The organism is Trichococcus sp. (assembly GCF_049684335.1).
Lineage (GTDB): Bacteria > Bacillota > Bacilli > Lactobacillales > Aerococcaceae > Trichococcus.
In genome coordinates this window covers 1-14,189 of record NZ_JBAVFV010000018.1, presented here as the reverse complement: position 1 = coordinate 14,189, position 14,189 = coordinate 1, and the positions used below count along the sequence as shown (strand labels likewise).

General features: G+C 44.9%; 9 protein-coding genes. 1 reads left to right on the top strand and 8 read right to left on the bottom strand.

Annotated elements, in window-relative coordinates:
• Window positions 1-215: 215 nt before the first annotated feature.
• The 8 genes from pulA to parE all read right to left on the bottom strand — a co-directional run bounded on the left by pulA (window position 216) and on the right by parE (window position 13,385).
• A complete protein-coding gene (pulA, locus tag WBM30_RS04380; protein ID WP_424899554.1) occupies window positions 216-2,204 on the bottom strand; it encodes a type I pullulanase in 1,989 nt (662 codons plus the stop codon).
• A gap of 140 nt (window positions 2,205-2,344) precedes the next feature.
• On the bottom strand, window positions 2,345-3,298 hold the full coding sequence (locus tag WBM30_RS04375; RefSeq protein ID WP_424899553.1) for a magnesium transporter CorA family protein: 954 nt from the start codon (window positions 3,296-3,298) through the stop codon (window positions 2,345-2,347).
• A 153-nt stretch (window positions 3,299-3,451) separates the two neighbouring features.
• Window positions 3,452-4,276, bottom strand: a complete 825-nt coding sequence (locus WBM30_RS04370; RefSeq protein WP_424899552.1) for a metallophosphoesterase — start codon at window positions 4,274-4,276, stop codon at window positions 3,452-3,454.
• A gap of 94 nt (window positions 4,277-4,370) precedes the next feature.
• On the bottom strand, window positions 4,371-5,300 hold the full coding sequence (locus tag WBM30_RS04365) for a manganese-dependent inorganic pyrophosphatase (RefSeq protein WP_424899551.1): 930 nt from the start codon (window positions 5,298-5,300) through the stop codon (window positions 4,371-4,373).
• 99 nt (window positions 5,301-5,399) lie between these two features.
• The gene (gene pflA, locus WBM30_RS04360) at window positions 5,400-6,161 is read right to left on the bottom strand and encodes a pyruvate formate-lyase-activating protein (protein WP_424899550.1); all 762 of its coding nucleotides are present in this window, start codon (window positions 6,159-6,161) and stop codon (window positions 5,400-5,402) included.
• Window positions 6,162-6,324: 163 nt separating this feature from the next.
• A complete protein-coding gene (gene pflB / locus WBM30_RS04355; protein ID WP_424899549.1) occupies window positions 6,325-8,553 on the bottom strand; it encodes a formate C-acetyltransferase in 2,229 nt (742 codons plus the stop codon).
• 300 nt (window positions 8,554-8,853) lie between these two features.
• The gene (gene parC / locus WBM30_RS04350) at window positions 8,854-11,289 is read right to left on the bottom strand and encodes a DNA topoisomerase IV subunit A (protein WP_424899555.1); all 2,436 of its coding nucleotides are present in this window, start codon (window positions 11,287-11,289) and stop codon (window positions 8,854-8,856) included.
• A 26-nt stretch (window positions 11,290-11,315) separates the two neighbouring features.
• The gene (gene parE, locus WBM30_RS04345; protein ID WP_424899548.1) at window positions 11,316-13,385 is read right to left on the bottom strand and encodes a DNA topoisomerase IV subunit B; all 2,070 of its coding nucleotides are present in this window, start codon (window positions 13,383-13,385) and stop codon (window positions 11,316-11,318) included.
• Window positions 13,386-13,567: 182 nt separating this feature from the next.
• Here parE and plsY point away from each other — a divergent pair, with 182 nt between their 5' ends.
• The gene (plsY, locus tag WBM30_RS04340; RefSeq protein ID WP_424899547.1) at window positions 13,568-14,173 is read left to right on the top strand and encodes a glycerol-3-phosphate 1-O-acyltransferase PlsY; all 606 of its coding nucleotides are present in this window, start codon (window positions 13,568-13,570) and stop codon (window positions 14,171-14,173) included.
• Window positions 14,174-14,189 lie beyond the last annotated feature (16 nt).

Here is a 14,189-nt window from a genome sequence, read left to right as displayed (position 1 = left end):
GATATATATTGAGAAACTAACACGGTATGTTAGAACATTCAAAAATATTTGTAAGCGACACCAAATGTTGTTAAAACGGTAAAAACAACGTATGAACATTTGTTTACTAAGAAACTTTGATTTAATATATGAATATTGGTATATTTGCATGATAAAGAGATATTTAATCGTTTTCACAAAAAATCATGTACGAAATCCTGTTTAAATATCGTTTTTTACTGATTTTCCACATAAAATACGGAAGTCGTATGGGCTTTGACTAGGATTGATTCCATCACGGCAGCTTCAGGCTTTCGATCCAAGAATACCTGGTTGTCTTCAACAAGGATAGCATATTTTCTTTTTTCCATCCGAAAAATCGTATCATTTCGATTCGCATTGAAAACGACGATATATTTTTTCGCCTCGTCCTGTAAGGAAAAAGCTACGATATTGAAATTTTCGCTGAGCGTTGTGAAATGCGCATCAATTTCTTCGTGGGTATGCAAACGGAACAAATATTCACTTTTGCGCAGCGCAATCAGCCCTTTGACGTAGGCCACTGATTGCTGAAACATTGTCACCCGCTCCCATTCAAACTGGTTGATTTCATCGGGAGACTGATAACTGTTGGCCACCCCTTCTTTTGTCCTTAAAAACTCCTGCCCGCCGTGGATAAAGGGTATACCTTGAGCCAGCAACAGAATGCTGGTTGCCAATGTGTGCCTTTTGATGCGCACCTCCTCACTATCTTTCGGATTGGAACGCAACAATTTATCATAGAGCGTCAAATTATCGTGTGCTTCCACATACTGGATGACTTGTTCCGGGTCGACATAGCTGCTGTGGCTGGAAAGATGCATGCCGCCTTTTATGTTCCGGAGCAACAGATCTTCCTGATAATTTTTACCGCTAATGAAGCCCCTGTCCGTTTCGTCGCCGAAATCGCTGCCTTTCAGCGCTATCCGGATCGAATCGTTGAAATGGGCAATCCTTGGCATTGCTTGGGCATTTCTCTGGGAAGCTTTTAAGTCCTCCGGGAGTGGCGTACTCATTTCCCATCCCTCACCGATGAGGATGATGGAGGGATCGATTTTATCCAACGCTTCCCGGATTGCATTCATTGTGACCGAGTCGTGGATTCCCATCAGATCGAAGCGGAAACCATCAAGATGGTATTCTTTTGCCCAATATATTACGCTGTCGATGATGTATTTGCGCATCATATGTCTTTCTGAGGCCGTGTCATTTCCGACGCCGGTACCATTCGCCAGCGACCCATCGGCGTTGTAGCGGTAAAAATAACCTGGAACCGTTCTTTCCAAAGCTTGATCTTTCGGATCGTAAACGTGGTTATAGACGACATCCATAATCACCCTCAAACCGTTGGCATGCAGCGTTTGAATCATTTGCTTCAACTCAATGATCCTATTGAATGGGTCAAAGGGATTGCTGGAATAGGAGCCTTCCGGAACATTATAGTTCAGCGGGTCATAGCCCCAATTGTATTGCGGTTTCGTCAGATTCGCTTCGTCGACTGTGGCATAATCGAACAGCGGTAAAATCTGGACATGGGTGATTCCCAAATCAATCAGGTGATCCAAACCTGTGCTTAACCCACTGGGATTTTTTGTGTTTTTTTCGATCAAACCAAGGAATTTCCCTTTATTCACGATCCCGCTCGTTTCGGATATGGAAAAATCCCGGATGTGCAGCTCGTAGATAATTGCCTCTTCCGGGAGACCAAAAGCAGGCAGCCGCTCCCCCCACCCGTCAGGATTCGTCCTGAGCAAGTCCGTAATGACCGATTTTATACCGTTCACTGTCGTTGCTCGAGCATAAGGATCAACTGTGATTGTTTCGCGGTTATTCAGGAACATAATGTTATAGACATAAATAGTACCGTGCTGATCACCAGGCAGGTAAGCTTCAAAAATCCCCTTTGGTTTCTGCACCATCGCTACTTTTTGGGAAGGTCTCTTGATGGAATCATCTGTGTACGTCCAAACTTCCACGGATTTTGCTGTCGGGGTCCAGACCCGCAATAGCGTACCTTCTTTTTCGTACAGCGCTCCCAACTCACCGTCAAAAGAAAAATAGTTGTCGAAATCATTCGATTTGACGAACAGAAACATTTCCTTGTCGATTGTTTCCTTATCCCTTTTATCACTGAAGAGTTTTTCCAAATCATAACTCTCCAACCAACTCTGGAAATCCTCCACCATCTCGCATCATCTCCCTCCTATAGTATACCAACCATGGCAGATTTCCTGTACCTAAATGACACAGCAAAAAGCGTAATCGGCAGACATAATTGCCGATTACGCTTCAGAATGATGTTACTCATCAATATTCACACACAATGTCAGAAGTAATCTTTCTTCTTCAACCAATAGACCGTTAAAAAACAGATGAAGATTGTGATCAGACTAGTTATGCCGAACGCCCACGGATGATTTTCAAAGGGCAGATCGACATTCATGCCCCAGAACCCTGCCATGATGGTTGGGATTGTCAGGACGATGGTGATCGAAGTCAAAACTTTCATGATGTTGTTCAAATTATTTGTAATCACGCTCGAAAAAACTTCGCTTAGTTGATCGATCATCTTGCTTGATTCGGTGACCATCACTTCGGCTTGGTTTGAGATATCGATGATATCATGCAGCAATTCCTGGCTTTGTATGTCATCCTCTAACACCGCCTCATGGATGGACTCCGTTATCAAAGGATGATTTTTATTGATGGATGTCTCAAAATAAACCAAGCTCTTATGCAGAGCAATCAGCTTATAAAAATATTCGTTATGGGTAGCACTGGTTATTTGAATCTGCAGATCTTCGATGATGCCATCGATTTCCCTCAGATGGTGAACAAAACTCTTCGTCAATTCCCATAATATATATAAAATGATGTGCTGTTGCGTTGTTGCTAGTTCATTTTTGAAGGACTCGTTCTTCATTATGCGTGTCATAAAGGAAGGAGTTTCTTTGCAGACAGTTATCAAGGTTCCATTGATCGTTATGATCGATAGGGGATACGTATGATACTCCGTATATTTTTCCTGCACCGATCGCATTTTTGGGAAGAGGACAATCAGAAGATTAATATCGTCCCCTTCACCATTTTTGACATTCTCCTGTCGCGGAATCTCATATTCGTCCAATGAATCCATGATGTAGTCCTTTGGAATGTCGAAAATTGCCATCAAATTCTCAACATCATCACTGCTCGGATTCTCCACATGAATCCAATCAGCCGCTTTCCAATCCTTCGTTTGCGTGTATATCCCTTTATCCGACAAGTCGAATGCTCTCATTAAAACCCACCTCTAACTTGTTGTATTCTGATTGTGCTATATGTGCGTGCCCACAAGATAAGAATAACTTATTTTTGCCAAAAGGAAAGCAATAACCCTCTCTGAAAGGCTGGGCACAATCCGATCCCTGAATCCTCGAGGGAATGCTGCCCTTTACATGTCAACCAGGAATTCTTCCATAGTATAGGCCATTTCGATGTAAGGATCTTCTGTATACCAATGCCGCGCACTGCCAAGGCATGCGCAATAAAAGGTCGTATCATTCTCATGCAGCATTTTCCGGAAGTGAACATGGCCCATAATGCTGTGCGCGATTGGATAGCGATCATACACTTGCATATAGCTTTTGCTGCCGAGGAAAGCATTATAGTAATCGTATACCTTATGCGGGAGCGGGATGACGAATTGCGGATGCGTCACAACATGTGTCATCATGATTATTTTCCGGTTGCTGACTTCCTTCAGGTCGTTTTCCAATTCCTCCTGCATGGCTGCTGCAACCGCGCGATCATCGTTCTGCCAATGCACGTACTGGCGGTCATTCCACCCTCCGACTTTCAGCTTTTTCCTTGAGAACTCTTCTATTGTATAGCGGTCGCTGGCGAACCCATAATCATACCAACCCGGATTCCCTACGACTGCCCAGTTATCCCCTATCAAAAACGGATTTCCGACAGGATTTTCATCCCGTTCCTTGAACAACTGATAGATCCGGTCCGTGTCCTCTTCGTGATTGCGGATGGACCAGAAATCATGATTGCCAGGCACGAATTGGATTTTCGAAACGTTATGGTCACGCATGCGATCCAAGAAAGTAAAGGTATCGTGGTAATCGGAAGAGACATCCCCCGCCAACAACAGCAAATCGATTTCTTGGTTATACAGCAGCTCCGCCAAGAGATGGTCATACGTTTGCCCTGGCGCCAGCCTTTTCGCATTCGAGTCTATATGCAGGTCCGACAATACCCCAATTTTCAAGTCCTCAACTCCCTTCTTCACCTTGCTGATGGCGTGAAAAAAGCGGAGCTACATATCAGATTAACTGAGTTGCAGCTCCGCCCTTTCGCAGTGATTATTTCGAGAATGCTTCCGTCAATGGCGGCACTACTTGTTTTTTGCGTGAAACTACGCCCGGCAGCAACGCAACATTTTGGTTCAACGAGACACTGAATGCTGCCTCGACTGTTTCCAAATGCGAGCCTACAGCTAATAAAGCAGAATCGCTGTCGATGATATTTGTGATCACCAACAAGAAAACATCATAACCTTGCGCGCTGTTTTCAGCTTCCATGGCGGCAACAAGCTCAACTTGTCTGTTCAAAACATCCTGAACGTCTACCGTATTCACTTGTGCGATGCGGACGTTTTTATCGCCCATCGGGAATGATTTCGCGTCCAAAGTCAACAATTCTGCAATTGACTTATCGTCCAGGTTTGTTCCAGCCTTCAGCATCGCTAGACCATATTCATTCAAGGAAACACCGGCGATTTCTGTCAAAGTTGCTGCCGCTTCTTCATCTTCCGGCGTGCAAGTCGGCGATTTGAACAATAAAGTATCGGAAATGATGGCAGAAAGCATCAAGCCGGCGATGTCGGCAGGGATCGCGATATTCTTTTCTTTAAACATTTTGTAAAGGATCGTATTTGTGCAACCGACTGGCTCTGCACGGTAATACAACGGGTTGGCCGTTTCGAAGTTCGCGATGCGGTGATGATCCACGACGGCATACACTTCGACATCTTTGATATCGCTGACGCTTTGTTGCGCTTCGTTATGGTCGACCAAAGCAACCGTATCCGTTTCGTTTGCTGCCGTCTCGATGACGCGCGGAGCCTCTGTCTTGAATTGATTCAGAGCATAGGCTGTTTCCTCACTAGGCAGGCCAAGAGCCACAGCTTCTGCTTCGATTCCGTTTTGATTCAGATAGTAGGCGTATGCGATTGCAGATGTGATCGCATCCGTATCCGGATTTTGGTGCCCAAAAACTAACAGTTTATTCATTCGATTCACTCTCTCTTCCATTGTCTTAATTTATCATAATAAAAAAGGAAGAAAAGAGCAATGGCAATTCTCTTTTCTTCCTTGAAAAATAGTATTATTTTACAGATCCAAATAACCTTTGTAGTCTTCTGTGTGCAAAAGTTTTCTTGCATTTTCGACACGCTCGGCGGTAGGCGGATCGATTCCGTCCAATTGGTAAGGGATTCCCAATGTTTCCCACTTGTAGACGCCCATTTTATGGTATGGCAGAATCTCCACCTTGACGATGTTTTTCAATGTTTTCAGGAAAGCATCCAGACGAATCAAGAAATCGTCATAGTCTGTCCGCTCTGGAATCAGCACGTGGCGGATCCAAACCGGCTGATTAATTTCCGACAAATATTTCGCCAGTTCGATGATGCTTTCGTTCGGCCACATTGTCAATTCTTTATGCTTCTGGCTATCGATGTGTTTGATGTCCAAGAGGATCAGATCAGTCACTGCCAACAGTTTGTTGAATTGGCTGAAGAAAGGCTCATCATAAGTGAACGGCAAACCGCACGTGTCCAGAGTCGTATGCACGCCCTGGGCTTTGGCTTTCGTGAATAGTTCGATCAGAAAGTCGATCTGCAGCAAAGGTTCACCGCCGCTGACGGTAATGCCGCCTTTTTGCCCCCAGAAGGGCTTGTATTGGAGGGCCATATTCAATAGTTCATCGCTTGTCATCTCATTGCCGCCACCGATGTTCCATGTATCCGGGTTATGGCAGAATTGGCAACGCATGCGGCAGCCTTGCATAAATATAATAAAACGGATTCCAGGCCCATCAACGGAACCGAAACTCTCTGTTGAATGCACAAATCCTTTTAAGGGTTCAGTCATTTAAAAAAACTCCTCTGTCGTTTATTTCTTAATCTCATTGTATCTCGCATAAGGAATATTTCCTATCAAAAAGAGCGAGCTTTCGCTCCCTTTGATAGAAAACGGATGAATCAAATGATCCATCCGTTTAAATTTATACGATTAATATGCAAGTTGAAGCAGATTACATCATTTCGTGCATTGTACGGTTGATAACGTCCATTTGTTGTTCGCGAGTCAACTTGATGAAGTTAACAGCATATCCAGAAACACGGATCGTCAATTGTGGGTAGTTTTCTGGGTGATCCATAGCGTCAAGCAATGTTTCACGGTTGAATACGTTAACGTTCAAGTGGTGGCCGCCTTTAGCGATGTAGCCATCCATCATTGCAGTCAAGTTTTCTTTTTGAACTTCTTCTTCACGTCCCAAAGCTTTAGGGATGATTGAGAATGTATTTGAGATACCATCCAATGAATATTTGTAAGGGATCTTAGCTACTGAAGACAAACTTGCCAAAGCGCCGTGAGTATCTCTTCCGTGCATTGGGTTAGCACCAGGTGCGAATGGTTCGCCGGCTTTACGTCCGTCTGGCGTGCTACCAGTTTTCTTACCGTAAACCACGTTAGAAGTGATTGTCAGGACAGATGTTGTAGGGATAGAGTTGCGGTATGTTTGGTGTTTCTTAACTTTGCCCATGTATTGTTTCAACAAGTCGATACCGATTTGGTCAGCGCGATCATCATTGTTACCATATTTAGGGAAGTCGCCTTCGATTTCGAAGTCAACAGCAATGCCGTTTTCGTCGCGGATCGGTTTAACTTTCGCGTATTTGATAGCAGAAAGCGAGTCGATTGTAACTGAGAATCCAGCCACACCAGTTGCCAATGTGCGGACAACGTGTGTATCATGCAAAGCCATTTCCAATGATTCGTATGAATATTTGTCATGCATGTAGTGGATAACGTTCAATGTATTCACATACAAAGCTACGATCCAGTCCATCATTACATCGAATTTTTCAGTAACTTCAGCGTAATCAAGGTATTCTGAAGTGATCGGTTGCAATTTAGGTCCGACTTGTTTTTTCTTCGTTTCGTCAATCCCGCCGTTGATTGCGTAAAGCAATGTTTTAGCCAAGTTAGCACGTGCTCCGAAGAATTGCATTTGTTTCCCGATTCTCATCGCGGATACGCAGCAAGCGATACCGTAGTCGTCGCCCCATTCAAGGCTCATGATGTCATCATTTTCGTATTGGATAGCGCTTGTTTCGATAGACATTTTAGAACAATATTTTTTGAATCCATCAGGTAATCTAGTTGACCAAAGAACTGTCAAGTTAGGCTCAGGAGCTGCTCCTAAGTTAGTCAATGTGTTCAAGAAACGGAAGCTTGATTTTGTGACCAACGAGCGGCCATCATGTGCCATACCTGCGAGTGATTCAGTAACCCATTGAGGATCTCCTGAGTACAATTCTTGGTACTCTGGCGTACGTGCAAATTTGATCATACGCAATTTCATTACGAAGTGGTCAACGATTTCTTGTGCTGTTTCTTCAGTCAATGTTCCGTTTTCCAGATCGCGTTGGATATAGATATCCAAGAAAGTTGAAGTACGGCCTAATGACATTGCTGCACCATTTTGTTGTTTGACAGCAGCCAAGTACCCGAAGTATAACCATTGGAAAGCTTCTTGAGCGTTTGTAGCTGGTTTTGAAATATCGAAACCATAGATGTTTCCTAATTCTTTCAATTCCTTCAAAGCTCTGTATTGTTCGCTGAATTCTTCTCTCAGACGGATGATTTCTTCAGTCATCGTGCCGTCGCCGATTTTAGCGAATTCATTTAATTTGTCCTGCATCAGGAAGTCTACACCGTATAAAGCTACACGACGGTAGTCACCGATGATGCGTCCGCGGCCGTATGCATCCGGTAGGCCAGTGATGACGCCGGTTGTTCTTGCTGCACGCATTTCTGGAGTGTAAGCGTCAAACACGCCTTGGTTGTGTGTTTTTCTGTATTGGCGGAAAATCATTGAAACTTCTGGATCTACTTTGTAGCCTGCTTCTTCACAAGCCTGTTCGCTCATGCGGATACCGCCGAAAGGCATCAAGCTGCGTTTAAGTGGTTTTTCAGTTTGGAAACCGACAATTTGCTCTTTTTCTTTGTTCAGGTAGCCTGCTGAATGAGATGTAATGGAAGATACAACTTTTGTATCCATGTCCAATACGCCGCCAGCTTCTCTTTCTTGCTTAGTAAGATCCATAACTTGATCCCATAATTGAATAGTAGTTTCAGTAGGACCAGCCAAAAAGCTTTCGTCGCCTGTGTATTCAGAGAAGTTGTTGATGATGAAGTCTCTAACGTCGACTTCTTCTTTCCAAGTTTTTCCTTTAAACCCTTGCCATTGTTCCATTATATATTCCTCCTATAAAGTGCTTTCACATTGTGATATGTGTAACAGGTTTCTACATGAATATTATAACACGTACAGACGAAAGTGCAACAACTATCAATCTTTTTTTCGAACTTTTTGTAAACTTTTTGAAAAACATTTACAAACGTTGATATAGCAACGTTTGTAAATTTAAAAACGCGACACAAGCTTCCGATTAGTTAGTGAAACCTTTATTTTGATTGATAATCTGTTTCATAAAAAAAAGGAAACTGTATTATTACACAGTTTCCTTTTTGGCTTTTTGTTTATAACAGTTAATTAGAAAATTCTAATTTGTGAAAAATCAAACTCTTTCTCAATGTCAGATACTTCGCCATCCGTCTTCTCGTTGATTGCGAAACTGCCGTTGGAATACCTAGGACTGAAAGGCGTTTCTTTGCTTTCCACCACAACGCTGTTACCAACTGTGGTGCGGATTGCATAACGGTTAGGCAATGATAGATCGCTATCCATAAAGATGATGCGGTGTGGCTTGGCCTTCAATTCCTTCAGCAGCATCAATCCCCGTTTCGCGCGGCCCAAAATCGGGACTTCGCCGGATTTGAATTTTTTGATGTTCCCTCTTTGCGTGACCACAAGGATTGGGAAATCCTCATCACCTTCTTTAAAGGCGGCACCCCCTACTACAATGTCTCCGTCCTTCAGATTGATGGATTTGACCCCGCTGGCGCGCGTTCCGATGATGCCTACTTCATTAACGGCATAACGCAGACTGAATCCGAAATGTGTCACAAGGAGCACATCATAGTTTTGTTTATCCTCCAAGCGTTGGATAGAGACAATCGCATCCGTTTCGCTCTTCAGCTTCATGGCGACCGCTTTTTTATTTCTGTAGCCCCGGAAAGTCCGGAAGTCGCTCATCAATGTCTGTTTGATGTAGCCTTCTTTTGACACGAATAGGATTGTCCCGGTCGGTTCGTTGTTGTTAGGGAGAATTTCTACATTGATGATCTTTTCTTCCGGAGCGAAAGGAATGTTTTGCGAGATATGATTCCCCGTATCTTTCCATTTCAATTCCGGCAACTCATGGATCGGGAAGTGTAGGTAGTCTCCCTTGTTGGTGAACATCACGATCGCATCAAGGGTAGATGCTTTCCCGACAAATAGCGGCTTATCTCCTTCGCGCAAGCCGATTTCTGCGATTGTCGAGGCTCCAAATGAGCGCAGACTAGTCCGCTTGTAGTAGCCCTCTTTCGTGATCACGACAACGACTTCCTCGACAGGCACGAGAACTTCCGTATCGATTTTGATTTCCTCGATTTCATGCTGGATTGTACTCCGGCGAGGATTCGCGTATTGTTTTTTGACCGAGGCAAGTTCTGTCTTCATCACAGCGTACAACGTTTTTTCCTGTTTCAGGATTTCTTTGTAAGTCGCAATCTGCTCATTCAGTTCCAATTTTTCGTTCTGCAGTGCCGTGATGTCGGTATTCGATAACCGGTAAAGCTGCAAGGAAACAATCGCTTCCGACTGCGTTTCCGAAAATGCATACTGCTTCATCAGATTCTGTTTGGAGTCCTTTTTATCTTTACTGTCACGGATCAATTGGATGACTTCATCGAGAATTGAAATGACTCTAATCAATGCATCCACGATATGCAGGCGCGTTTCTGCCTTTTTCAGGCTGTAATTCGTCCTGCGGGTGATGACGATTTTCTGGTGACGAATATAGGCTTTCAGTATTTGATGCAAGCCTACCTGCTTCGGTCGACGCTCGTCGATTGCTACCATATTGAAGTTGTAGTTCACTTGCAGATCCGTATTTTTGAGCAAATAATTGAGGATTCCTTCCGCGTTCGCTTCTTTTTTCAGTTCGACAACGATCTGCAGCCCAGAGCGGTCTGATTCATCCCGCACTTCGGCGATCCCTTCGATCTTGCGGTTGATGCGGATTTCGTCCATTCGCTTGACAAGCGTCGCTTTGTTGACGTCATAAGGAATTTCCGAAATGACGATCTGCTGTTTGCCGCCGCGGATACTCTCAATGGAAGTGCGCGAACGAACGACAACTTTTCCTTTGCCGGTGTTATAGGCGTCCTTCAGGCCATCCAAACCCTGTATGATCGCTCCGGTAGGGAAATCGGGTCCTTTTACATATTTCATGAGCGCTTTGAGCTCCGCCTCAGGGTGATCGATCAGATGCAAGGTCGCATCGATGACCTCGCCTAAATTATGCGGTGGGATATCGGTCGCGTAACCGGCGGAAATGCCGGTGGCGCCGTTAACCAAAAGATTCGGGTAGCGAGCCGGCAATACGGTCGGCTCCTGGTCAGTATCGTCGAAGTTAAGCACAAAGTCTACAGTTTCCTTGTCGATGTCGCGCAACAGTTCAGCAGATATTTTTGACAACCTGGCCTCGGTATACCGCATCGCAGCGGCTGAGTCCCCATCCATACTCCCGTTATTGCCGTGCATTTCGACCAATACTTCTCGCATCTTCCAATCTTGGCTCAACCGGACCATCGCTTCATAGACACTGGAATCGCCATGCGGATGGTAATTACCAATGACATTCCCGACAGTTTTAGCCGATTTACGGAAGCCTTTGTCCGAAGTGTTTCCGGCAACATCCATCGCGTACAGGATCCGCCTTTGGACAGGCTTAAGTCCATCGCGGATATCCGGCAAAGCACGATCCTGGATGATGTACTTCGAGTATCGCCCGAAGCGATCCCCCATTACGTTTTCAAGCATCAGCTCTTTAATTTCCAGATTATCCACTATTTTTCACCACTTTCAAAATCTAACGAAATTTGCTCCATGTCTTGAGCGGTCTGCTGATCCGAAGATTCCTTCTTCACTTTCTCCTGCAGATGCGCCTCCGCATTATCTGACGTTGGTGCACTGTCTGGTTCCAGAATGCTTTTGTCATCGGACATCGAAAATTCGACATGCTTCTCGATCCATTTCCTTCTCGGTTCGACTTTGTTTCCCATAAGTGTCGTGACCCGGCGCTCCGCTTGGGCCTTGTCATCGATGAGCACCCGGATCAACGTCCTGGTTTCAGGATCCATCGTGGTATCCCACAGCTGATCCGCGTTCATTTCCCCGAGCCCTTTGTAGCGTTGCAGAATATAGCCTTTACCGATGATATCGATTTTTTCCTGCAGTTCCTTTTCGGTCCATGCGTACTGGATTTTTTCATTTTTGCCGAAACCCTTGGATACTTTGTATAAGGGCGGCTGTGCCAGATAAATTTTTCCGGCTTCCAGCAACGGCTTCATGTAACGGTAAAAGAAAGTCAGCAACAAAATCTGAATATGGGCACCGTCCGTGTCCGCATCGGTCATGATGATGATTTTATCGTAATTGCAATCCTTAATGTCGAAATCTGCACCTACCCCTGCACCGACTGTGTAGATGATCGTGTTGATTTCCTCGTTTTTTAATATATCCTGCATGCTCGCGCGTTCGGTGTTGATGACTTTCCCACGCAACGGAAGTATCGCCTGGAATTTGCGGTCGCGCCCTTGTTTGGCGGATCCGCCCGCAGAATCACCCTCGACGAGATAAAGTTCGTTCTTTTTCGGATTTTTGCTTTGCGCCGGCGTCAGTTTACCGGATAACAGCGATTCGTTTTTTTGGCGTTTTTTGCCGTTCCGCGTCTCTTCACGGGCTTTGCGCGCTGCATTTCTGGCTTCTCTGGCTTTAAGTGATTTCCTGGCAAGCATTTGGGCTGTTTCGCCATTTTCGATCAAGTAAATGCTCAACTTTTCGCTGATGAGACTATCGACGGCTGCACGTGCTTGCGGTGTGCCTAATTTTTCTTTCGTCTGGCCTTCGAATTGGAGCAGATTCTCTGGTACGCGCAGGGACAATACTGCTGAAAGACCCTCGCGGACATCGCTGCCCTCCAGATTTTTTTCCTTCTCTTTGATCAGGTTCATCTTCCGGGCGTATTCATTAAAGGCTTTAGTGATTGCGGTCTTTGCACCGGTTTCGTGTGTGCCGCCATCTTTCGTGCGGACGTTGTTGACGAACGACAGAATCGTCTCCGAATAGCCGTCGTTGTACTGGAAGGAAAATTCAATTTCGATCCCATCGGCCTCCCCGCTGAAATAAACGACATCGTGCAATGTATCCTTTTCTTCATTTAAGTAAGCAACAAATTCCTTGATTCCTTCTTCGAAGAAAAAAGTATCGCTTTGTTCAGTCCGCTCATCTTTCAGTGTGATAGTTAATCCTTTCAACAAAAAAGCTGATTCCCGGAATCGTTCCGCCAAAACATCATAGGACAATTGAGCTGTTCCGAAAACTTCTTTATCCGGCAAAAAATGAATCAAAGAGCCCGATGCTTTTGCGGCGCTTTTCGCTTTGATCAATTTGCTGGCGGGTTTTCCGCCATCTTTGAATTTCATTGAATAGAGCGTGCTTTCTCGGATGACTGACACTTCCAGCCATTTGGACAGCGCATTGACGACACTCGCGCCCACTCCGTGAAGACCTCCTGAAGTTTTGTAGCCGCCCTGACCGAATTTCCCTCCAGCGTGCAGCACGGTAAAAATGACTTGGATGGTAGGCACCCCCGAAGCGTGCAACCCGGTCGGCATGCCGCGGCCATTGTCTTTGACGCTGATGCTTTGGTCTTCATGGATCGTGATGTCAATCCGATCAGCATAACCTGATAAAGCCTCATCAACCGCATTGTCGACTATCTCATATACTAAATGATGTAATCCGCGGGCATCAGTTGATCCGATGTACATTCCGGGTCGTTTCCTGACTGCTTCAAGTCCTTCCAACACTTGAATGGAGTCGTCATTATATTTAAATTCTTTATTTTGTGCCATAAAAAAACTCCTTCATCTCTGTTCTGAACCGAACATCTATTCTATCATACTGTATATCTTTCACTTTGAAAAGTATAAAAAATAAGGCGGAATTCTACCACCTATAGGAAAAATGCGGATAAGATGGTAAAATGAACTGGAATTATTTTATATTGGAGTATCAACTTAGGAGTGAAGTGAGTATGACAGCAATCGTCATCGTCCTGGCCTATCTTTTGGGTTCCATCCCGTCAGGCATTTGGATCGGAAAATATTTTTATCAAACAGACATCCGCAAATACGGCAGCGGGAACAGCGGAACTACCAATACCTTCCGCGTGTTGGGGAAAAAAGCCGGCATCATCGTCCTGATAATGGACATGCTGAAAGGCTCAGTTGCTACCTTATTGCCGATTTGGCTGGGAGTCGAGATCCATCCCTTATTGGCTGGGGTTGTCGCGGCATTAGGACATACGTATCCCCTTTTCGCCGGATTCAAAGGCGGTAAGGCCGTTGCCACCAGCGCCGGCATCCTACTGGCCTACAATCCGCTTTTCTTCGGGGAAGCCGTCGTCGCTTTCGTCATCTACCTGTACTTCTCAAGAATGGTCAGCTTTTCCAGCATCCTGGTCTGTTTTACGGCGGTCGCACTTTCCTTCTTCTTTCATGATTGGCCGTTGACGCTCGTTACGATCCTTTTGACGATTTTCATCATCTACCGCCACCGTTCCAACATTTACCGGATCAGAAATGGCACGGAAAGCAAAGTACCTTTCGGCTACAAATCGAAGAGCGCTAAAGAAAATTAAAAGAATAAGGCGGGGC